Here is a 19700-nt window from a genome sequence, read left to right on the forward strand (position 1 = left end):
GATGGAGATGACAACCTGGCTGCCGGTGGCATGGTTTGCGGTGATCGGCTTCGGCGTGCTGATGTACGTGGTGCTGGATGGGTTCGTGCTGGGCATCGGCATCCTCGCGCCGATGGCCGAGGACGAGGAACAGCTGGACATCATGATGAACACCGCCGCGCCGATCTGGGACGGCAACGAGACCTGGCTGGTACTGGGCGGCGCAGGCCTGATGGCGGCGTTTCCCAAGGCGTATGCGGCGTTGCTGTCGGCGCTGTACCTGCCGGTACTGCTGCTGGTGGTGGCGCTGGTGTTCCGCGGCGTGGCGTTCGAGTTCCGGTTCAAGGCGCACCGCTCGCGGCGGTTGTGGAGCGTGGCCTTCGGGCTGGGCTCGCTGCTGGCCGCGTTCGCACAGGGCGTGATCCTGGGCGCGCTGGTGCAGGGCCTGCAGGTGGTGGATGGCCGGTACGTGGGCGGGGCGTTCAGCTGGTTCAGCCCGTTCTCGATGCTGACCGGCGCGGCGGTGGTGTTCGGCTACGCGCTGCTGGGCAGCACCTGGCTGATCCTGAAGACCGAGGGCCGCGAGCAGACGTTCGCGCGCACGTTGACCCGGCCGCTGGTGGTGGCGGTGATCGTGTTCATGGGCCTGGTGAGCACCTGGCTGCCGTTCCTGGATTCGCGGCTGATGGCGCGCTGGTTCAGCGACGGCAACTTCTGGTGGCTGTCGCCGGTGCCGTTGCTGACCCTGGGCGTGGCGGTGGCGTTGTGGCGCAGCGCGATGCACCCCAGGCGCGACCTGCCGCCGTTCCTGCTGACCCTGGCCTTGTTCATCCTGGGCTTCATCGGGTTGGTGCTGGGCATGTGGCCGTACCTGCTGCCGCCGAGCATGACCCTGTGGCAGGCGGCCGCGCCGGCGTCGTCGCTGGGCTTCAGCCTGGTCGGGCTGGTGGTGTTGCTGCCGGTGATCCTGGGCTACACGGCCTGGTCCTACCGGGTGTTCCGCGGCAAGGTGCGGGCGGACGCGGGGTATCACTGAGGGGCGGGCGCTGGCGCTGGAAGGGGTCCAGAGCAGCCGACCAACGGTCGGCTCTACCCGGGGCGGGTCCCGTGTTTGAGACATGCAGCCGACCAACGGTCGGCTCTACCGGGCGGGGCCGTGTTTGAGATATGCAGCCGACCAACGGTCGGCTCTACCTGGGGTGGGTCCCGTGTTTGAGACATGCAGCCGACCAACGGTCGGCTCTACCGGGCGGGGCCGGGTTTGAGACATGCAGCCGACCAACGGTCGGCTCTACCGGGCGGGGCCGTGTTTGAGGCAGCCGACCGACGGTCGGCTCTACGGTTGGCCGGTGCGTGCCGGGCAGGACGCGTTCGGGCGCGGCTCAGCCGTGCAGGCCTTCGATCTCGACCAGCAGTTCGGCGCGGCAGACCTCGGCGTGCAGGACCACGAAGGCCGGGGCGCCCGGCAGGGCGGCCATCTGCGCGGCCACCGCCGGCATGTCCCTGGCCCGGCGCACATAGACTTTCAGCACCGAATCGGCGCCCAGCGTCGGTGACAACGACGGCCGTTGCCGGCGGGCTGCGTCCACCAGACTCTGCAGGTTGGTCAGCGTCTCGCGCAACTGCTCGTCCACCGCACCGGTGTGCTGCGACACATGGCCCACGATCGCCGCCGTCCCCGACTGCAGCAAGGGCAGCCCGGTCGCCTCCGGCGCCAGCAGCGCCCGCGAGAAACTCGGCGACTGCGGCCCGTACTGGCGCGGGTAGCGGAAGGCGCTGACCTGGCGCGGGTTCTCCAGCGGCAGCCCGGCCTCGCGCGCGGCCAGCCAGTACACCTGCAGCCGTCGGTCACCGTCGAAACGCCCGATGCACGTCGCCGCGGGCAGCGCCGCCTCGTCCAGTTCGCGCAGCCCGCGCACCCGGCCCACGCAGAAACGGCGGTAGCGCTCCTGGTCGCCGTCGCCCTCGGTCACCGCATCCAGGTAGTTCCACGTCCGCAGCAGGTGCGGAAATCCGCAACTGGCCAGGAAGCTGCTCATCCTCGCGTAGGCATCTGCCGCGGCCGACTCGATATCGCCGTCGACCTCCGCGATCTCCAGCACCCCGAACAGCACCGCCTCGTTGTGCGACCACCGGACCCCGTCGGTCACCCCGCAGCGCACCGGCGTCGGCGAACGCCATACTTCCACCTGCGCCGCACCGTGCTCGGCCAGCGGCACCTGCAGCCAGCGCGGGTCCCCGTCCAGCCGCGCATCGCGGTCACCGAAGCCGAACACCGCCAGGGTGCACGGGTCGGCCAACGCCGCCTCGCGCCGCGCGGCAGGCCGATAGGCGATGCTGAACAGCGCGGCTGCGGTGGGAGGGGAGGCCAGCGCCGGGGTCGATGCGTGCGGGAGGGTGCTGCTCATTTCAGATTGTGAATGCTGCCAGTGCCAAGGGTGTCATGATAGCGTGCGCTCCTTTTTACGGCGGTGCGCTGCGATGTCCCAGCCGCGCCACCGGGATCATCGCGTCGCTTCGCGCCTGCTGCCCACTGCACACACGGGGAAGTGTCTGCGGGTCGGGCAGGCTCCGTCCAAGGCCCCGGCGCGCCCCCTTCAAGCACTGCGCCCCGGGTGCCCATCAACATGTTGGCGTGAATGATCGAGTTTTCAGTGGTGGATTGGTCGGCCTGGGCACCGGGCCTGGCGTCGAAGCAGGACTGGCAGGCATGGGCGCAGGCCCCCGCGTTGCCGCACGGCGAGGACACCCCTGCGCTGTCCGAAGTGCCGGCCATGCAGCGGCGCCGGATCGAGCGCCTGGGCCGCATGGCCATCCAGGCGGCCTGCTGGTGCGAACAGCCCGATGACGACGGCCAGGTCCCGCTGGTGTTCGCCTCACGGCACGGCGACGTGGCCCGCTCGATGGAATTGCTGGACAGCCTGCGCACCGACAACAGCATGTCCCCGACCGCGTTCGGCCTGTCCGTGCACAACGCGGTGGCCGCGCTGTACTCCATCGCCCGCGGCCACCGCGGCAACTATCTGGCCCTGGCCGCCGGCCGCGCCACGGTCGAGGCCGCCTGCATCGAGGCTTATGGTCTGTTGGCCGACGGTGCCGAGGAAGTCCGCGTGGTGATCTACGAATCGCCGCTGCCCCCGGTGTACGCCGGCTTTGCCGACGAGCCCGACCCTTATTACGCCTGGTGCTGGCGGCTGGCCCGGGCCGACCGCCCCGGCATCCGGCTGTCGCTGGGCTGGGGCGCGGCCACCGCCGACAGCCCGGCGGCCGCGCTGCCGCACGGGCTGGATGCCATGCGCTTCCTGCTCGCCGGCGACAGTCGCCTGCAGATGGCCGCCGACGGCCAACAATGGACCTGGCAGCGCCATGGCTGAGCGCTGGCCGGCCCGTCTGAACCATGCCTGGCGGGTGTTCGGCACCGGCCTGAGCTTTGCCGTGTTCGGACTCGGCGGCCTGCTGCTGGGCGGCCTGCTGTTCCCGCTGCTGTTCCTGGTGCGTCACCCGGCCAGGCGCCGCAGCCTGGCCCGGCGCCTGGTGCAATTCAGCTTCGCCAGCCATGTCGGGCTGATGCGCCGGCTGGGGGTGATGACCTATGAGATCCGTGGCGCCGAGCGCCTGCAGCGCAACGGCCTGCTGATCCTGGCCAACCATCCCACCCTGATCGACGTGGTCCTGCTGATCGCCCAGCTGCCCAATGCCGACTGTGTGGTCAAGCAGGCCGTGGCCTGCAACCCGTTCATGCGTGGCCCGGTGCGCGCGGCCGGCTATGTCTCCAACGACGACGGGGCCGGGCTGATCGACGACTGCATCGCCGCGGTGCAGGCCGGCGGCAACCTGGTCATCTTCCCCGAGGGCACCCGGACCGTGCCCGGCCAGCCACTGCGCCTGCAGCGCGGGGCGGCCAACATCGCCGTGCGCGGGCGGCTGGACATAACCCCGGTCAGGATCACCTGCACCCCGCCTACCCTGACCAAGGGCCAGAAATGGTATCGTGTGCCATCACGGCGTTTTCACGTTCAGCTGGAAGTCGGGGAAGATCTCCCGATCGCCCCCTTCCTGGCAGTAGCCGGTGACACGCCCAGGGGGGATGCCTTGGCGGCGCGGCGCGTGACCGATCATCTTGCCCATTACTTTGACTTCGCTGGAGAACCGAGCCGTGCAGGCACTTGAGCACGAGATCAAGGAATTGATCATTTCATCGCTTTCACTGGAAGACATCACTCCCGAAGACATCGATCCTGCGGCCCCTCTGTTCGTGGAGGGACTGGGCCTGGATTCGATCGACGCGCTTGAACTTGGTTTGGCCCTGCAGAAAAAGTACGGTGTCAGCCTGTCCGCGGATTCGGAAGAGACCCGTCGCCATTTCTCCAGCGTGCGTGCCCTGAGCGAGTTTGTCGCCGCACGCCAGCCGTCGTAACGGCGCGTCAGGATTTGCCATGACCAAGAACGAACTTTTCGATCGCATCGTCAAGATCCTCAAGGACAGCTTTGAGATCGAGCCGGCGCGCATCACGCCCCAAGCCCGCCTGTACGACGACCTGGACATCGACAGCATCGACGCGGTCGACCTGATCGTGCAGCTCAAGCCGCTGCTCGGCCGCAACCTGCAGCCGGAGGCATTCAAGGCAGTGCGTACCGTGCAGGACATCGTCGACGTGGTGCACGGGCTGCTGCCCGGTCAAGCAGCCGCCTGACGGCTGCCGCAGGACACTGACCATGGTCCGGGTGCGCGTCGCGGCGTTTGCGTTGCTGTCGCTGGCATACCCGCTGGTGGTGTACCTGTCGCTGGGCCGCTTCGAGCCGCGCTGGCTGTCGCTGCTGCTGTTCAGCCTGGCTGCGCTGCGCGCGCTCACCACCCGCCAGCCGGTGTGGTGGGTGGCTGCGCTGGGCACCGGGGTGCTGGCGCTGGTGGCCACCGCGTTCAACCAGGCGCTGCCGCTGAAGCTGTACCCGGCGCTGGTCAATGCGGTGATGCTGGTGATCTTCGCCACCAGCCTGCGCTTCCCGCCCAGCGCGGTGGAACGCCTGGCGCGCCTGAGCGAGCCGGACCTGCCGCCGTTCGCGGTGGTCTATACCCGCCGTGTCACCTGGGTGTGGTGCGGCTTCTTTGTCTTCAACGGGGGTCTGGCCCTGATCACGGCGCTGTGGGCGTCCAATCAGGTCTGGGCGCTGTACAACGGATTGTTGGCGTACGTGATGATGGGTGCTCTGTTTGGTGGGGAATGGCTGGTGCGGCGACGGGTCAAGGCAGCGCACGCGCATGGCTGAATGGATCGCACTGGATCGCCTGGCCGTGTCCGCGCTGCCGGGCCGGATCGTGGGCCACGCGCCGGACGGGGTGGTCGACCACCCGCGTTTCAGGCAGCAGGTGCTGTGCTGGCAGCAGGCGTTCGCGCGCGCGCCCGGCAGCGACTGGGCGCTGTACTTCGATGACACGCTGGTGTTCGCCGCCGCCCTGCTGGGGGCCTGGCATGCCGGCAAGCGGGTCTTCCTCGGTGGCGACAACCTGCCGGCCACGCTGGACGGGCTGAGCCCGCGGGTGGCCGGGTTCGCCGGTGACGTGCCGGCCCGCTACGCACCGCTGCCCCCTGATCGCGAAGCGCTGGCCGATGTACCGCTGCTGCCGCTGGACGAAGACCGGCTGGAGCTGGTGGTGTTCACCTCCGGCAGCACCGGCGCGCCGAGCGCGATCGTCAAGCGCATGCACCAGCTGACCCGGGAGGTGGATGCGCTGCATGCCGCCTTCGGCGAGCAGCTCGAGGGTGCGCAGGTGCATGGCACCGTCTCCCACCAGCACATCTATGGCTTGCTGTTCCGCGTGCTGTGGCCGCTGGCGGCCGGGCGCGCGATCCAGCCGCGGCGCTTCTTCCACGAAGACCTGGTCAGCGCCTTGGCGCAGGGGCCGTCGGTGCTGGTGGCCACGCCGGCCCACCTCAAGCGCCTGCCCGGGCAGCTGGACTGGTCTTCGCTGCGGGGCCGCCTGCGCGCGGTGTTCTCCTCCGGCGGGCCGTTGCCGGAAGAGGCCGCGCTGCAGGCCGGCGCACTGCTGGGGGTGGCGCCGACCGAAGTGTTCGGCAGCAGCGAGACCGGCGGCATCGCCTGGCGCCGCTGGAGTGCCGAGCAGCCGCAGTGGCACCCGCTGCCCGGCGTGGCGTGGCGGATCGAGGGCGGCTGCCTGTCGGTGTCCTCGCCGCACCTGCAGGACCGTGCCTGGTGGCAGACCCAGGACAGGGTCGAAGCCGATGCCGGGCGCAGCTTCCGCCTGCTCGGCCGGGCCGACCGCATCGTCAAGATCGAAGAGCGCCGGGTCTCGCTGGACGCGCTGGAACACCAGCTGCGCACCCACCCGGACGTGCAGGACGTGCGCGTGCTGGTGCTGCCGGGTGCGCGCGAGCAGCTGGCCGCCGTGGTCGTGCCGCAGCCGGCCGGGGTGGCCGGCTGGGATGACGCGCAGCGCCGTCGCCAGGCGCAGGCGCTCGGCGCGCACCTGGCCAGCAGCCATGATGCCGTGACCCGCCCGCGGCGCTGGCGCTTCGTCGACGAACTGCCGATCAATGCCCAGGGCAAGGTGACCGCCGCGGCGCTGGCGGCATTGTTCCGGCCGGTGTTGCCGACGGTGCAGTGGCAGCAGCGCGAGGCCGACGCGGCGGTGCTCCACCTGCCGCTGGAGGCGGACCTGATCGCCTTCGACGGGCACTTCCCGCAGGCGAAGATCCTGCCCGGCGTGGTCCAGCTGGATTGGGCGATCCACTATGCACGCCAGGTGTTCCGCATGCCGCCGCGCTTCGAGCGGATGGATGCGCTGAAGTTCCAGCATGTGGCGCGCCCGGGCGACTGCCTGCAGCTCAGCCTGGGCTGGGATGCCGCCAAATCGGTGCTGACCTTCCGCTACGTGTCCGACCATGGCGTGCATGCCAGTGGCCGTGTGGTGTTCGGCGATGCATGAAACGCCGTCCCGTGCGATGCCGGCGGCGCCCTTCGCCCCGCTGGTGGTGATCCCGGTGTACGACCACGAACACGCCATCGGCGCGGTGGTGCGCGGCGTGCTCGCCAGCGGGTTGCCCTGCCTGCTGGTGGATGACGGCTCCCACCCGGGCTGCGCGCAGGTGCTGGATGCCCTCGCCACGGCGCATGCGCCGCAGGTGGCGCTGCTGCGCCTGCCGCACAACCAGGGCAAGGGCGGGGCGATGCTGGCCGGGTTCGCCGAGGCCGCGCGGCGCGGGCACAGCCACGTGCTGCAGATCGATGCCGATGGCCAGCACGATCCGGGCGATATCCCGCGCTTCGTCGCGTTGGCCCGACAGCACCCGGACGCGGTGATCTGCGGTATCCCCGCCTACGATGCCAGCGTGCCCAAGGCACGCCTGTATGGCCGCTATGCCACCCACATCTGGGTGTGGATCAACACGCTGTCGCTGCACATCCGCGACTCGATGTGCGGCTTCCGGCTGTATCCGCTGGCGCCGGTGACGCGGCTGGTGGGCGAGGAAACCATCGGCCGGCGCATGGACTTCGACAGCGAGATCCTGGTGCGGCTGTTCTGGCGCGACGTGCCGGTGATCAGCCTGCCGACCAGGGTCACGTATCCCAGCGACGGCGTGTCGCACTTCGATGTGTGGCGCGACAACGTGCGCATCAGCCGCATGCATACCCGCCTGTTCTTCGGCATGCTGCCCCGCGCGCCACGGTTGCTGTGGCGCCGCCTGCGCGGTGCCGCGCCGGCGGGAGCGCCACCGGCATGACTGCGCCGGCACCGGCCACCGCTCCGCATTGGGCCGACCTGGGCGAGACCACCTCGGCCGCCGGGGTGCTGTTCCTGTGCTGGGTGCACCGCTGGTTCGGGCGCTGGCCGTTCCGCCTGTGCGTGTACCCGGTGGTGCTGTGCCACTGGCTTGGCAACCGGGTGGCACGGCAGTCCTCGCAGCAGTACCTGCGCCGGCTGCAGGCGCATACCGGCGTGCTCGGCCACGTGCCGGGGCGCTGGACCAGCCTGAAACACTTCGCGCTGTTCGCCGACACCCTGCTGGACAAGCTGCTCGGCCTGGGCGGCCGCTATACGCCCAGCCATATCCGCCTGCAGCGCGACCTGATGCTGGAGAAGATCGCGCGCCGCGAGGGCGGGTTGATCCTCACCGCGCACATCGGCTGCCTGGAACTGTGCCAGGTGCTGGCCGAACAGGTGCCCGGCTTCCGCATCACCGTGCTGGTGCATACCGCGCACGCACAGCGCTTCAATCGGCTGATGCAGCGGCTGGACCCGCTGGCCTCGGTCGAACTGATGCAGGTCACCGACATGGGCCCGGCCACGGCGGTGGAGCTGCAGCGCCGCGTGGCCGACGGCGGCTTCGTGGCCATCGTCGGCGACCGCGTGCCGCTGCGCGGCGGGCGCACCGTGCCGGCCCCGTTCCTCGGCCATGTCGCGCAGTTTCCGATCGGCGCCTACGTGCTGGCGTCCGCGCTGGCCTGCCCGGTCTACACGATGGCCTGCCTGCACGAAGGCGACGGCTACCGCGTGCGCTTCGAGCACTTCAGCGACCGCATCGTGCTGCCGCGCGGCTCGCGCGATGCCGCGCTGACCGCGCAGGCCGAACAATTCGCCCGGTGGCTGGAAGTTCAGGTCACCCAGGCACCCTTGGACTGGTTCAATTTCTTCCCCTTCTGGGATCAGGCATCTCATGGCAAGTAATCCCCCCGACATACGCTTCGGCGATGCGCCGCTGACCATCGAAGACGTGGTCGCGCTCTCGCAGCGCCAGGCCCAGGCCGTGGTCAGCGACGATCCGGCCTTCCAGGCACGCATCCAGAAGGGGGCCGATTTCCTCGACCGCCTGCTGCGCGAAGACGGCGTCATCTATGGGGTGACCACCGGCTACGGCGACTCGTGCACGGTCAACATCCCGCCGGCGCTGGTCGCCGAGCTGCCGCACCACCTGTTCACCTACCATGGCTGCGGCCTGGGCCGTTTTCTGGACGAGAACGAGACGCGCGCGGTGATCGCCGCGCGGCTGGCCTCGCTGGTGCGCGGCATGTCCGGGGTGAGCCATCCGCTGCTGCAGGGCCTGGCCACGCTGCTGCGCCACGACGTGCTGCCGCTGATCCCGGCCGAAGGCTCGGTCGGCGCCAGTGGCGACCTCACCCCGCTGTCCTACGTGGCCGCGGTGCTGTGTGGCGAGCGCGAGGTGATGTACCAGGGCGCGCGCCGCCCGGCCGCCGAGGTCCTGGCCGAGATCGGCATGACCCCGCTGCGGCTGCGCCCCAAGGAAGGCCTGGCGATCATGAACGGCACCGCGGTGATGACCGCGCTGGCCTGCCTGGCGTACGACCGCGCCGATTACCTGACCCGGCTGGCCACGCGCCTGACCGCGTTCAACGTGCTGGCCAGCGACGGCAACGCGCACCATTTCGATGAGATGCTGTTTGCCGCCAAGCCGCACCCGGGCCAGATGCAGATCGCCGCGCGGCTGCGCCAGGACCTGCACAGCGACCGTCCGCCGCGCAACGAACAGCGCCTGCAGGACCGCTACTCGCTGCGCTGCGCCCCCCACGTGATCGGCGTGGTGCAGGACGCGTTGCCGTTCTTCCGCCAGCTGATCGAAACCGAGCTCAACAGCGCCAACGACAACCCGCTGATCGACGCCGACGGCGAGCGCATCCTGCACGGCGGGCATTTCTACGGTGGCCACATCGCCTTTGCGATGGATGCGCTGAAGAACGCCATCGCCAACCTGGCCGATCTGCTCGACCGACAGATGGCGCTGGTGGTGGACGCGCGCTACAACCATGGCCTGCCGGCCAACCTGTCCGGCGCCAGCGGCCCGCGCGCGGCGATCAACCATGGCCTGAAGGCGCTGCAGATCAGCGTGTCGGCGTGGACCGCCGAGGCACTCAAGCAGACCATGCCGGCCTCGGTGTTCTCGCGGTCCACCGAATGCCACAACCAGGACAAGGTCAGCATGGGCACCATCGCCGCGCGCGACTGCCTGCGCGTGATCGAGCTGACCGAGCAGGTGGTTGCCGCGCTGCTGATCACCGCCCGCCAGGGCGTGGCGCTGCGCCAGCGGGTGGGCATGAACGCCACCCTGCATGGCGAACTGGATGCGATGTACCAGGACCTGTGCGCACGTATCGCGCTGGTCGATGAAGACCGTGCCCTGGATCGCGAACTGCGGGCGCTGCTCGAGGACATCCGTGGCCAGCGCTGGAGCCTGTATGACCAGGCCTGACCTCAGTGGGGAGGTGGCGCTGTCGCCCACCTTCCATGACTGCGACCCGATGCACGTCGTGTGGCACGGCAACTACTTCAAGTACTTCGAGATTGCGCGCTGCGCCTTGTTGCAGCGCTACGACTACGACTACCCGCAGATGCGCGAGTCCGGCTACCTCTGGCCAGTGGTGGATGCGCGGGTGAAGTACATCCGGCCATTGCTGTACGGGCAGGCGCTGCGCGTGCGCGCGACGATCACCGAATGGGAAAACCGGCTGAAGATCGCCTACGAAATCCTCGATGCCGACAGCGGCGCGGTGCTGACCCGCGCCCACACCATCCAGGTGGCCGTGGACGCGGTCACCAACGAAATGCTGTACCTGTGCCCGTCCGTGCTGTGGGACCGTCTGGGAGTTGAAGTGCAATGAACGCTCTGCTGCGCACGCTGGTCGTGCTGTTGTCGTTGCTGGTGGCCGTGCCCGCGTTGGCCGCGCCGGCGGTCGCCGATGTCGATCTGGTCAAGCAGCGCGTGGCCAAGGTCGGCGTGCTGCGCGGTGAATTCACCCAGGAGAAACAGGTGGCCGGCTTCAAGAACCCGCTGCGCTCGCAGGGCAGCTTCGTGCTGGCCCAGGACCACGGCGTCATCTGGACCACGCTCAAGCCGTTCCCGTCCGAAGTGGTGGTGACCCGTGACCGCATCCTCAGCCGCCAGCGCGACGGCAGCAGCCGGGTGGAACTGGACGGCCGCCAGCAGCCGGCGATGCGGTCGGTCAACGCGATCATGTTCGCGCTGATGAGCGGCGATGCGCAGGCGCTGTCGGCGCAGTTCACGGTCAAGGTGGAGGCGTTGCCCAACAACGGCTGGACGATGCAGCTGAGCCCGCGCTCGGCGATGCTGGCCAAGGTGTTCACCGGGCTGGCGCTGAGCGGCGACCGCTACGTGCGCGAGGTGCAGATCACCGAAGCCAACCAGGACGTCACCCGCATCCACTTCGCCGGCATGCGCGAGACCCCGGCGCAGCTGAGCGCGGACGAGGGACGCAAGTTTGAATGAGTCCCTGCACGCGGGGCAGGGCAACGCCCTGGCCCCGAACGGACGGCTGCAGCGCGTGTGGCGCTGGCTGGCCATCCTCTGGCTGCTGGTGCTGATCGGCCTGGGCGCGCAGCAATGGCACCTGTGGAAAAGCCAGTCGCGGATCGACACCGACATCCTCGCGCTGTTGCCGCAGGATGCGCACGACCGCCTGCTGTCCGATGTCACCCGGCGCATCGCCGATGCCAATGCGCGCCAGATCGTGGTGCTGCTGGGCAGTGCCGACGCGGCGCGGACCAAGGCGGCCGAGCAGGCCTTCCGCCGCGCGCTGCGTGACAGCGCCGAAGGCAAGGCGTTGCTGGTGGACAGTGGTTCGATCGAAGGCTGGTTCGAGCAGGCGCGTGCGTTCTATGCACCGTACCGCGACCGCCTGCTGACCAGCGACCAGCGCCAGCGCCTGCAGGCCGAGCCGGTCGATGGCCTGGCCGCGTCGGCACTGGCCGCGCTGTATGGCCCGATGGGCGCGCCGCGGCTGACCGAATGGCGGCAGGACCCGCTGTCGCTGTGGCCGCAGTGGTGGCAGGAGCGCGCGCTGGGGTCCGGGCTGCGCGTGGGCGATGACGGCCTGCTCGAGGCCGAGGGCAAGCATTGGTCGATCGTGCAGTACGACACGGTCGGCTCGGCGTTCCAGCTCGACGGCGAGCGCCATATCGATCTGCTGCTCGATGCGGCCACCGCCGCCGCGGCCAAACAGGCGCCGGGGCTGGAGGTGCTGCGCGCCGGCGTGCCGCTGCATGCCGAAGCCGCGGCGGTGCAGGCCAACCGCGAGATCAACACGATCGGCTGGGGCTCGCTGGCCGCGGTGCTGCTGCTGGTCTGGCTGGCGTTCCGTTCGTTGCGCCCGATCCTGCTGGTGGCGGCCTCGCTGCTGATCGGCTGCGGCGTGGCGCTGGCGGTGACGGTGCTGGTGTTCGGCAAGGTGCATGTGCTCACGCTGGTGTTCGGTGCCTCGCTGGTCGGCGTGGCCGAGGACTACGGCATCCACTGGTTCGCTTCGCGCCAGGCCGAGCCGGCCGACCGCCGCTGGCGCTTGCTGCGGCACCTGCTGCCCGGCCTGTGGCTGGCCCTGCTGACCAGCGCACTGGCCTACCTGGCGCTGGGCCTGGCACCGTTCCCCGGCCTGCGCCAGATGGCGCTGTTCTCGGTGGTCGGGCTGGCCGCCGCGTTCCTGACGGTGATCTTCTGGTTCCCGTGGCTGGACGGCGGCGAGATCCGCAGCACGCGGTTCGCGCGCTGGCTGGGGGGCACCCTGGAGCGCTGGCCCCGCCTGCAGGGCCGCCGTACCGTCCTGTTCCTGGGCGTGGCGGCGGTGTTCTCGGCAGTCGGCATCGCCCGCCTCGGCAGCAACGACGACCTGCGCAGCCTGCAGTCCTCGCCCAAGACCCTGATCGACCAGCAGATCCGCATCAGCCAGATGCTGGGCATGCCCAGCCCGGCGCAGTTCTACCTGGTGCAGGGCGATGACGCCGAGCAGGTACTGCAGCGCGAAGAGGCGCTGATCGAGCGCCTGCGCGTGCTGTCCACCAAAAAGCAGATCGGCGGCTATCGCGCGATCAGCGACTGGTTGCCCTCCCGCCAGCGCCAGCACGCCGATGCCGCGCTCACCGCCCGGGTCGAGCCGCAGGTGCTCGGCAAGGTGGGCGAGGCGGTCGGCGAACCGCTGGCACGCCCGTACTACGCGGCCAGCGACCTGGACGCCGATGCGTTCCTGGCCTCGCCGGCGGCGATGCCGTTCCGGCACCTGTGGCTGGGCAAGGTGGGCGGCGGCCTGGCGTCGGTGGTGATGGTCGATGACCTGTCGCGTGCCGATGCCCTGACCCTGCTTGAAGCGCAGGCCCAGGGCATCCCGGGCGTGCGCTGGGTCGATCGCACCGCCGACTTCTCCAAGCTGCTCAAGCATTACCGCAAGCTGATGAGCGGGCTGCTGCTGGTTGGCATCGTGCTGGTGTTCGCGGTGCTGTACTGGCGCTACCGCGCGCAGGCCTGGCGCGTGTTCGCCCCGACCCTGGTGGCCGGCGCCCTCACCCTGGCCCTGCTCGGCCTGTTCGGCCAGCCGCTGCAGTTGTTCAACGTGCTGGCGCTGATGCTGCTGCTGGGCATGGGCATCGACTACGGCATCTTCCTGATCGAGCACCGCGGCGATGCCAGCGCATGGCTGGCGGTGTGCGTGGGCGCGGCCAGTACCTGGCTGTCGTTTGGGCTGCTCGGCCTGTCGGCCACGCCGGCGCTGCGCGCCTTCGGCCTGACCCTGTTGTTCGGCATCGGCCTGGTCTGGATCATCTCGCCGTTGTTCCGCCCACCGCCGCACGACGCACCGCACTGAGCGACGCGTCCGCCTTTTCCTCTCCCACGTTTTCTGATCAAGGATGTATCGATGAACCCGCAAGTCGAACGCACGGAAATCCTGGTGATCGGCGCCGGCCCCGCCGGCTCGGTCGCCGCGGCGATGCTGCGCAAGCAGGGCCGCCAGGTGCTGATGCTGGAGCGCCAGCAGTTCCCGCGGTTCTCCATTGGTGAGAGCCTGCTGCCGCAGAGCATGGAGTACATCGAAGCGGCCGGGCTGCTGCAGGACGTGGTGCAGGCCGGGTTCCAGTACAAGAACGGCGCGGCCTTCGTGCGTGGCGAGGCCAGCACCGAGTTCGACTTCCGCGACAAGTTCTCGCCGGGCTGGGGCACCACCTACCAGGTGCAGCGCGCCGACTTCGACGACGTGCTGGCGCGCGGTGCCGAGCGCATGGGCACCACCCTGCGCTTCGGCGACGAAGTGCTGTCGGTGCAGCCGGGCCGCCCCGCACGGGTGCAGGTGCGCCGCCCCGATGGCAGCGAGTACACCATCGAGGCCGGCTTCATCCTGGATGCCAGCGGCTTTGCACGCCTGCTGCCGCGACTGTTGGACCTGGAATCGCCGTCCAACTTCCCGGTGCGTGGGGCGATCTTCTGCCACGTGCGCGACCACATCCCGGCCGGCGCCGGTTTCGACCGCAACAAGATCCTGATCACCACCCATCCCGAACACGTGGACGTGTGGTACTGGACGATCCCGTTCTCCAACGGCTGCTGCTCGCTGGGCGTGGTCGCCGAGCCGAGTTTCTTCGAGAAATACCCGGGCAGCGACCTGGAGAAGCTGCAGGCCATCGTCGGCGAAGATCCCAACCTGACCCGCCTGCTCAAGAACGCCGAGTGGGCCGTGCTGCCGGTGCGCACCATCACCGGCTACTCGGCCAACGTCAGCTCGCTGTGGGGCGAGGGCTACGCGCTGCTCGGCAACGCCGGCGAGTTCCTCGACCCGGTGTTCTCCTCCGGCGTCACCATCGCCTTCAAGTCGGCGCAGCTGGCCAGCGAGTGCCTGGCGCGCGAACACGCCGGCGAAACCGTGGATTGGGAGCAGGACTTCTCCATTCCGCTGCGCGCCGGGGTGAAGACCTTCCGCCGCTTCGTCGAGGCCTGGTATGCCGGTGGCTTCCAGAAAATCATCTACCACCCCGCCCAGCAGCCCGACGTGCGCCGCATGATCTCCTCGATCCTGGCCGGCTATGCGTGGGACACCAATAATCCGTACGTGGCCGATGCGACCGGTCGCCGCCTGCGGGTGCTGGAGGAACTGTGCACCGTCTGATCGTCTCCCTGCTGCTGTGCCTGCTGCTGGCCGCCTGTGCCAGCACGCGCATGCCCGCGCCCCTGGTGCAGCTGCCGACCCTGCGGTTGCCGCCGTCGGCGCTGCCGCAGCCGTTGCAGCTGCAGCAGCGCCTGCAGTTCCGCTTCGGCAGCCACGAGCGCGAGCTGGATGCGTTGCTCGAAGCCGACGGCAGCGAGGTGCGGCTGGCGGTGCAGGCCATGGGCCAGACCGGCGTGCGCATGGTCTGGGACGGCGCCACCCTGCAGCAGACGCGCGCGCCCTGGCTGCCGCCGCAGGTGCGCGGTGAGCGCGTGCTGGATGACCTGCAGTTCGCGCTGTGGCCCGTGGCGGCGATCCGTGCCGCGCTGCCCGCCGGGTGGACCCTGGTCGAGACGGGCGGGCAGCGCCGCCTCGAGCAGGACGGCAAGGCCTGGCTCCTGCTGGAGCCGCTGGCCGATGGCCGGGTGCGCCTGCGCAACCTGGCCGAGGGCTATGAACTGGTGATCGAATCGTTGGACATGGAACAGGCACCGCCGTGAGCAGTAGCAGCAGCGCGATCTATCTGAATGACCTGGGCGTGGTCTGCGCGCTCGGCGGTGACCGCGTGCAGGTGCGCGACGGCCTGTTCGCCGGGCAGCCCGGCGGCCTGCGCGACAACGACCAGCTGATCGCTGGCCGCCGCCTGGCGCTGGGCGAGGTGGGCACCCCGCTGCCGGACCTGTCCGCGTTGCCGGTGGCCTTGCGCGGTCGCAACAACGCGCTGCTGGAGGCGGCACTGGTACAGATCCGCCCGGCGGTGGATGCGGCGATCGCGCGGCACGGCGCCGACCGCGTCGCGGTCATCATCGGGACCAGCACCTCGGGCATCGGCGAATCGGAGAACGCGCTGCGCCAGCATCGCGACACGGGCCAGTGGCCGGTTGATTTCGATTACGCGCAGCAGGAAATGGGCACCTCCGCGCGCTTCGTGCGCGAGCGTATCGGCAGCAACGGCCCGGCGTGGACGATCTCCACCGCCTGTTCCTCCAGCGCCAAGGCGTTGATGACGGCCGCCCGCCTGCTGCGCGCCGGCCTGGTCGATGCCGTCGTGGCTGGCGGCGCCGATTCGCTGTGCCGCTTCACCGTGGCCGGGTTCAGCGCGTTGGAGTCGGTTTCGGCGGCGCGCTGCAATCCATTCTCGGCCAACCGCAACGGCATCAACATCGGCGAAGGTGCCGCGCTGTTCCTGATGACCACCACGCCCGGCCCGGTGCGGCTGTCCGGATGGGGCGAGTCGTCCGACGCCCACCATATGTCCGCGCCGGATCCGCAGGCGCGCGGTGCGATCGACGCCATGCAGCAGGCGCTGGACCGCGCCGGGCTGGCGCCCGCGCAGGTGGATTACGTGAACCTGCACGGCACCGCCACCGGCCACAACGACGCCATGGAAAGCCAGGCGGTTGCGGCGGTGCTGGGCACCGCGGTGCCGGCCAGCTCGACCAAGCCACTGACCGGGCACACGCTGGGCGCGTCGGGGGCGATCGAGGCCGCGCTGTGCTGGATGGTGCTGGCCGACAACCCCGACCAGCAGCTGCCCACGCACTGGTGGGACGGGCAGGGCGATGCCGCATTGCCGGCATTGGCCCTGGTCGCGCCGGGCACGCGCGCGGCGCACCCGCCGCAGCACGTCCTCAGCCATTCGTTCGCCTTCGGCGGCAGCAATGCCGTGCTGGCCCTGTCCCGGGAGTGAGCATGCAGCTGCCGCATGACATCGATGACGTGCTGCCGCATCGCGACAGCATGCGCCTGATCGACAGGCTGCTGGACTGGCAGCCCGAATCGATCGTGGTCGAAGTGGACGTGCCCGCGCAGGGGCTGTTCACCACGCCCGAGGGCGTCCCGGCCTGGGTCGGGGTGGAATACATGGCCCAGGCGATCGCCGCCTGGGCCGGGTGCAAGGCGCGCCAGGCCGGGCGGGAGCCGTCGATCGGCTTCCTGCTGGGCACCCGCCGCTACACCGCGCACCAGCCGTATTTCGCCGCCGGTACCTGCCTGCGGGTAGAGGCACAGTGCGAGCTGATGGGCGAAAATGGCCTGGGCATGTTTGCCTGCCGGATCCTGGCAGGCGCTACCGAATTGGCGGTCGCCAACGTTTCCGTGTTCGAACCACGCGATGCGATGGCCTATCTGGAGAGTGGAGAGGCATGACAGGGAATCTGACGGTGCTGGTGACCGGCGCCAGCCGCGGCATCGGCCGCGCCATCGCGCTGCGGATCGCGCGTGATGGCTTCGACGTGGTGGTGCATTGCCGCAGCCGCATCGAGGAGGCACAGGAGGTGGTCGCCCAGATCCAGGCGCTGGGGCGGCAGGCCCGCGTGCTGATGTTCGACGTGGCCGATCGCGAGGCCGCGCGCGCCGCGCTGGAGGCCGACGTGGAGGCGCACGGCGCCTATTACGGGGTGGTCTGCAATGCCGGCATCGCCCGCGACGGCGCCTTCCCGGCGATGCCCGCCGAAGACTGGGACGCGGTGGTGCATACCAACCTGGACAGCTTCTACAACGTGCTGCACCCGCTGGTGATGCCGATGGTGCGGCGGCGCAAGCCCGGCCGCATCGTCACCCTGTCCTCGGTGTCGGGGCTGGTCGGCAACCGCGGCCAGACCAACTACAGCGCGGCCAAGGCCGGCATCATCGGCGCCACCAAGGCGCTGGCGCTGGAACTGGCCAGCCGCGCGATCACCGTCAACTGCGTGGCCCCGGGCCTGATCGAGACCGAGATGGTCAACCAGGAGGTGCTCGACCACGCGCTCAAACTGATTCCCGCCGGTCGCATGGGCCAGCCGGACGAGGTCGCCCACGCGGTGTCCTTCCTGCTGTCCGAGTCGGCCGGCTACATCACCCGCCAGGTGATCTCGGTCAACGGAGGCATGGTCTGATGAGCAGAACCGAACGTCGCGTCGTGGTCACCGGCGCGGCCGCGCTGAGCCCGCTGGGCCATGACTGGCCGAGCATCCGCGAACGCCTGCACGCGCGCGTCAACGCGGTGCGTTACATCCCCGAGTGGGAAGTCTTCGACGGCCTCAACACGCGCCTGGCCGCGCCGGTGCAGGACTACGCGCTGCCGCCGCATTACAACCGCAAGACCACCCGCAGCATGGGCAAGGTGGCGGTGATGTCGGTGCGCGCCACCGAGCTGGCGCTGGAGGCGGCCGGCCTGCTCGGCCATCCGGTGCTGCGCAGCGGCATGGCCGGGGTTGCCTACGGGTCGTCGTCGGGCAGCCACGAGGCCACCGCCGAGTTCGGTCGCATGCTCCACGAGCACACCACCGAAGGCATCAGCGCCACCACCTACCTGAAAATGATGAGCCACACCTCGCCGGTCAACATCGGGGTGTTCTTCGGCCTGTCCGGGCGCGTCTACACCACCTCCAGCGCCTGCACCTCCGGCAGCCAGGGCGTGGGCGCCGGCTACGAGGCGATCCGCAGCGGCAAGCAACAGGTGATGGTCACCGGCGGCGCCGAGCAGCTCGATGCCACGGCTGCGGCGGTGTTCGACACGTTGTTTGCCACCAGCGTGCGCAACGATGCGCCGCAGACCACGCCCAGCCCGTTCGATGCCAACCGCGATGGACTGGTCCTGGGCGAGGGCGCCGGCACGTTGATCCTGGAGGAACTGGAGCATGCGCAGGCGCGCGGGGCCACGATCCTGGCCGAGGTGGTCGGCTACGGCACCAACAGCGACGGCCAGCATGTCACCCAGCCCACCGCCGACACCATGGCCCAGGCCATGCGCCTGGCGCTGGAAGATGCCGGCCTGGAACCGTCCCGGATCGGCTACGTCAACGCCCACGGCACCGCCACCGAGCATGGGGACATCGCCGAGACCCAGGCCACCGCGCAGGTGTTCGGGCCGGGCATGCCGATCAGTTCGTTGAAGAGCTACGTCGGCCACATGCTCGGCGCGTGCGGTGCGTTCGAGGCCTGGCTCACCATCGAAATGATGCGCGAAGGCTGGTTCGCACCGACCCTGAACCTGCACACGGTCGACCCGCGCTGCGGGGCGCTGGATTTCATCCAGGGCGAGGGCCGCGCGCTGCAGACCGACTACGTCATGAGCAACAACTTCGCCTTTGGCGGGATCAACACCTCGTTGATCTTCCGTCGCTGGCAAGACTGATGTACCCGGCCCCCGCGCGGGCCGGTTTCCAACGCAGCACCCAGCACCCCACCAACAAGGAGAAAGTTGAATGCGTCGTTTTGCCCTGATTGCCGCCACCGCGCTGCTCGCCGTCGCCAGCACCGCCCAGGCCCGTGACACCCGCGTGGAACAGTCGCTGCGTGAACTGGTCAGCTCCCAGGCCGCCCGTGATGCCGGTATCGACGGCAGCGTGCGTTTCTACCTGGCCGGCGAAAAGGTCAACGTCCAGCAGCGCCTCGGCGAGGACGTGACCAACAAGAAGACCAACGCCGCCAACAAGAGCGACGAGGAAGCCTGCCGCTGGGTGGCGCTGTCGGCGCTGCGCGCGCTGCAGGACGGCGCCAAGTCGCGCAACGCCAATGCGGTGGTGGATATCGTCAGCTACTACAAGAAGAACGAGTTCAAGAGCGCGACCAATTACGAGTGCTACGCCGGCACGATCATGGCCGGCGTCGCCCTGAAGGGCACCTACGCCAAGGTCAAGTAAGCCCTGTCGGCCACCGCTCGTCGCGAGCGGTGGCCATCGAGCACCGGTTGCCCTGCGGGTGTCGCTGGCAGGGCAGGCGTGGGTGGATTGACGGGGCACGCTGTGAATCCCGCTCGCGGCCCGGCCCAGCCCGCCGAAAGACAA

At 69.6% G+C, this 19700-nt stretch carries 21 protein-coding genes; 20 read left to right on the top strand and 1 reads right to left on the bottom strand.

Features of this window, described 5'->3' with window-relative positions:
• The first annotated feature begins 1 nt into the window (after window position 1).
• Window positions 2-1015, top strand: a complete 1014-nt coding sequence (gene cydB / locus AC1DGC_RS14720; RefSeq protein ID WP_259209477.1) for a cytochrome d ubiquinol oxidase subunit II — start codon at window positions 2-4, stop codon at window positions 1013-1015.
• A 346-nt stretch (window positions 1016-1361) separates the two neighbouring features.
• Here the strand turns inward: cydB and AC1DGC_RS14725 are convergent, their stop codons facing one another.
• The gene (locus AC1DGC_RS14725) at window positions 1362-2387 is read right to left on the bottom strand and encodes a chorismate transformation FkbO/Hyg5 family protein (RefSeq protein ID WP_478048228.1); all 1026 of its coding nucleotides are present in this window, start codon (window positions 2385-2387) and stop codon (window positions 1362-1364) included.
• A 231-nt stretch (window positions 2388-2618) separates the two neighbouring features.
• Between AC1DGC_RS14725 and AC1DGC_RS14730 the strand changes: the two genes are divergently transcribed.
• The 19 genes from AC1DGC_RS14730 to AC1DGC_RS14820 all read left to right on the top strand — a co-directional run bounded on the left by AC1DGC_RS14730 (window position 2619) and on the right by AC1DGC_RS14820 (window position 19556).
• Entirely contained in the window at window positions 2619-3353 is a 735-nt protein-coding gene (locus tag AC1DGC_RS14730) for a beta-ketoacyl synthase chain length factor (protein WP_394163142.1), read from the top strand.
• Window positions 3346-4149 (top strand): lysophospholipid acyltransferase family protein, encoded by an 804-nt coding sequence (locus AC1DGC_RS14735; RefSeq protein WP_259209486.1) that lies wholly within the window; start codon window positions 3346-3348, stop codon window positions 4147-4149. The genes AC1DGC_RS14730 and AC1DGC_RS14735 overlap by 8 nt, the downstream gene beginning before the upstream one ends.
• On the top strand, window positions 4136-4396 hold the full coding sequence (locus AC1DGC_RS14740) for a phosphopantetheine-binding protein (RefSeq protein WP_228886160.1): 261 nt from the start codon (window positions 4136-4138) through the stop codon (window positions 4394-4396). Before AC1DGC_RS14735 ends, AC1DGC_RS14740 begins: the two co-directional genes overlap by 14 nt.
• 19 nt (window positions 4397-4415) lie before the next feature.
• A complete protein-coding gene (locus tag AC1DGC_RS14745; protein ID WP_038685533.1) occupies window positions 4416-4673 on the top strand; it encodes an acyl carrier protein in 258 nt (85 codons plus the stop codon).
• Window positions 4674-4695: 22 nt separating this feature from the next.
• Entirely contained in the window at window positions 4696-5247 is a 552-nt protein-coding gene (locus AC1DGC_RS14750; protein WP_259209491.1) for a COG4648 family protein, read from the top strand.
• Window positions 5240-6925, top strand: a complete 1686-nt coding sequence (locus AC1DGC_RS14755) for an ApeI family dehydratase (RefSeq protein WP_478048229.1) — start codon at window positions 5240-5242, stop codon at window positions 6923-6925. The genes AC1DGC_RS14750 and AC1DGC_RS14755 overlap by 8 nt, the downstream gene beginning before the upstream one ends.
• Window positions 6918-7721 (top strand): glycosyltransferase family 2 protein, encoded by an 804-nt coding sequence (locus AC1DGC_RS14760; protein WP_478048230.1) that lies wholly within the window; start codon window positions 6918-6920, stop codon window positions 7719-7721. The genes AC1DGC_RS14755 and AC1DGC_RS14760 overlap by 8 nt, the downstream gene beginning before the upstream one ends.
• Window positions 7718-8665, top strand: a complete 948-nt coding sequence (locus AC1DGC_RS14765) for an LpxL/LpxP family acyltransferase (protein ID WP_478048231.1) — start codon at window positions 7718-7720, stop codon at window positions 8663-8665. The genes AC1DGC_RS14760 and AC1DGC_RS14765 overlap by 4 nt, the downstream gene beginning before the upstream one ends.
• A complete protein-coding gene (locus tag AC1DGC_RS14770; protein WP_394163150.1) occupies window positions 8655-10202 on the top strand; it encodes an HAL/PAL/TAL family ammonia-lyase in 1548 nt (515 codons plus the stop codon). The genes AC1DGC_RS14765 and AC1DGC_RS14770 overlap by 11 nt, the downstream gene beginning before the upstream one ends.
• Entirely contained in the window at window positions 10189-10611 is a 423-nt protein-coding gene (locus AC1DGC_RS14775; RefSeq protein WP_259209503.1) for an acyl-CoA thioesterase, read from the top strand. Before AC1DGC_RS14770 ends, AC1DGC_RS14775 begins: the two co-directional genes overlap by 14 nt.
• The gene (locus AC1DGC_RS14780) at window positions 10608-11237 is read left to right on the top strand and encodes an outer membrane lipoprotein carrier protein LolA (protein ID WP_259209504.1); all 630 of its coding nucleotides are present in this window, start codon (window positions 10608-10610) and stop codon (window positions 11235-11237) included. The genes AC1DGC_RS14775 and AC1DGC_RS14780 overlap by 4 nt, the downstream gene beginning before the upstream one ends.
• Entirely contained in the window at window positions 11230-13599 is a 2370-nt protein-coding gene (locus tag AC1DGC_RS14785) for an MMPL family transporter (RefSeq protein ID WP_478048232.1), read from the top strand. The genes AC1DGC_RS14780 and AC1DGC_RS14785 overlap by 8 nt, the downstream gene beginning before the upstream one ends.
• Window positions 13600-13650: 51 nt before the next feature.
• Complete coding sequence (locus AC1DGC_RS14790; RefSeq protein WP_259209508.1) at window positions 13651-14892, top strand: NAD(P)/FAD-dependent oxidoreductase; 1242 nt, start codon at window positions 13651-13653, stop codon at window positions 14890-14892.
• Window positions 14880-15431 (top strand): DUF3261 domain-containing protein, encoded by a 552-nt coding sequence (locus tag AC1DGC_RS14795; protein WP_478048233.1) that lies wholly within the window; start codon window positions 14880-14882, stop codon window positions 15429-15431. Before AC1DGC_RS14790 ends, AC1DGC_RS14795 begins: the two co-directional genes overlap by 13 nt.
• Window positions 15428-16621 carry a beta-ketoacyl-[acyl-carrier-protein] synthase family protein gene (locus AC1DGC_RS14800; protein WP_478048234.1) on the top strand — a complete coding sequence of 398 codons (1194 nt, stop codon included), beginning with the start codon at window positions 15428-15430 and terminating at the stop codon, window positions 16619-16621. Before AC1DGC_RS14795 ends, AC1DGC_RS14800 begins: the two co-directional genes overlap by 4 nt.
• Window positions 16622-16623: 2 nt before the next feature.
• Window positions 16624-17079, top strand: a complete 456-nt coding sequence (locus tag AC1DGC_RS14805; RefSeq protein WP_259209514.1) for a hotdog family protein — start codon at window positions 16624-16626, stop codon at window positions 17077-17079.
• On the top strand, window positions 17076-17807 hold the full coding sequence (gene fabG, locus AC1DGC_RS14810; protein ID WP_259209515.1) for a 3-oxoacyl-ACP reductase FabG: 732 nt from the start codon (window positions 17076-17078) through the stop codon (window positions 17805-17807). Before AC1DGC_RS14805 ends, fabG begins: the two co-directional genes overlap by 4 nt.
• A complete protein-coding gene (locus AC1DGC_RS14815; protein WP_259209517.1) occupies window positions 17807-19048 on the top strand; it encodes a beta-ketoacyl-ACP synthase in 1242 nt (413 codons plus the stop codon). The genes fabG and AC1DGC_RS14815 overlap by 1 nt, the downstream gene beginning before the upstream one ends.
• A 70-nt stretch (window positions 19049-19118) precedes the next feature.
• The gene (locus AC1DGC_RS14820) at window positions 19119-19556 is read left to right on the top strand and encodes an excinuclease ATPase subunit (protein WP_259209519.1); all 438 of its coding nucleotides are present in this window, start codon (window positions 19119-19121) and stop codon (window positions 19554-19556) included.
• Window positions 19557-19700: the final 144 nt, after the last annotated feature.

This window comes from Stenotrophomonas sp. 05N37, assembly GCF_056397365.1.

What these genes read in the sequence shown, in the direction of transcription:
- cydB (WP_259209477.1), top strand. Translation starts at nt 2, where the DNA reads ATGGAGATGACAACCTGGCTGCCGGTGGCATGGTTTGCGGTGATCGGC.
- AC1DGC_RS14725 (WP_478048228.1), bottom strand. Translation starts at nt 2,387, where the DNA reads ATGAGCAGCACCCTCCCGCACGCATCGACCCCGGCGCTGGCCTCCCCT.
- AC1DGC_RS14730 (WP_394163142.1), top strand. Translation starts at nt 2,619, where the DNA reads ATGATCGAGTTTTCAGTGGTGGATTGGTCGGCCTGGGCACCGGGCCTG.
- AC1DGC_RS14735 (WP_259209486.1), top strand. Translation starts at nt 3,346, where the DNA reads ATGGCTGAGCGCTGGCCGGCCCGTCTGAACCATGCCTGGCGGGTGTTC.
- AC1DGC_RS14745 (WP_038685533.1), top strand. Translation starts at nt 4,416, where the DNA reads ATGACCAAGAACGAACTTTTCGATCGCATCGTCAAGATCCTCAAGGAC.
- AC1DGC_RS14750 (WP_259209491.1), top strand. Translation starts at nt 4,696, where the DNA reads ATGGTCCGGGTGCGCGTCGCGGCGTTTGCGTTGCTGTCGCTGGCATAC.
- AC1DGC_RS14755 (WP_478048229.1), top strand. Translation starts at nt 5,240, where the DNA reads ATGGCTGAATGGATCGCACTGGATCGCCTGGCCGTGTCCGCGCTGCCG.
- AC1DGC_RS14760 (WP_478048230.1), top strand. Translation starts at nt 6,918, where the DNA reads ATGCATGAAACGCCGTCCCGTGCGATGCCGGCGGCGCCCTTCGCCCCG.
- AC1DGC_RS14765 (WP_478048231.1), top strand. Translation starts at nt 7,718, where the DNA reads ATGACTGCGCCGGCACCGGCCACCGCTCCGCATTGGGCCGACCTGGGC.
- AC1DGC_RS14770 (WP_394163150.1), top strand. Translation starts at nt 8,655, where the DNA reads ATGGCAAGTAATCCCCCCGACATACGCTTCGGCGATGCGCCGCTGACC.
- AC1DGC_RS14775 (WP_259209503.1), top strand. Translation starts at nt 10,189, where the DNA reads ATGACCAGGCCTGACCTCAGTGGGGAGGTGGCGCTGTCGCCCACCTTC.
- AC1DGC_RS14780 (WP_259209504.1), top strand. Translation starts at nt 10,608, where the DNA reads ATGAACGCTCTGCTGCGCACGCTGGTCGTGCTGTTGTCGTTGCTGGTG.
- AC1DGC_RS14790 (WP_259209508.1), top strand. Translation starts at nt 13,651, where the DNA reads ATGAACCCGCAAGTCGAACGCACGGAAATCCTGGTGATCGGCGCCGGC.
- AC1DGC_RS14805 (WP_259209514.1), top strand. Translation starts at nt 16,624, where the DNA reads ATGCAGCTGCCGCATGACATCGATGACGTGCTGCCGCATCGCGACAGC.
- fabG (WP_259209515.1), top strand. Translation starts at nt 17,076, where the DNA reads ATGACAGGGAATCTGACGGTGCTGGTGACCGGCGCCAGCCGCGGCATC.
- AC1DGC_RS14815 (WP_259209517.1), top strand. Translation starts at nt 17,807, where the DNA reads ATGAGCAGAACCGAACGTCGCGTCGTGGTCACCGGCGCGGCCGCGCTG.
- AC1DGC_RS14820 (WP_259209519.1), top strand. Translation starts at nt 19,119, where the DNA reads ATGCGTCGTTTTGCCCTGATTGCCGCCACCGCGCTGCTCGCCGTCGCC.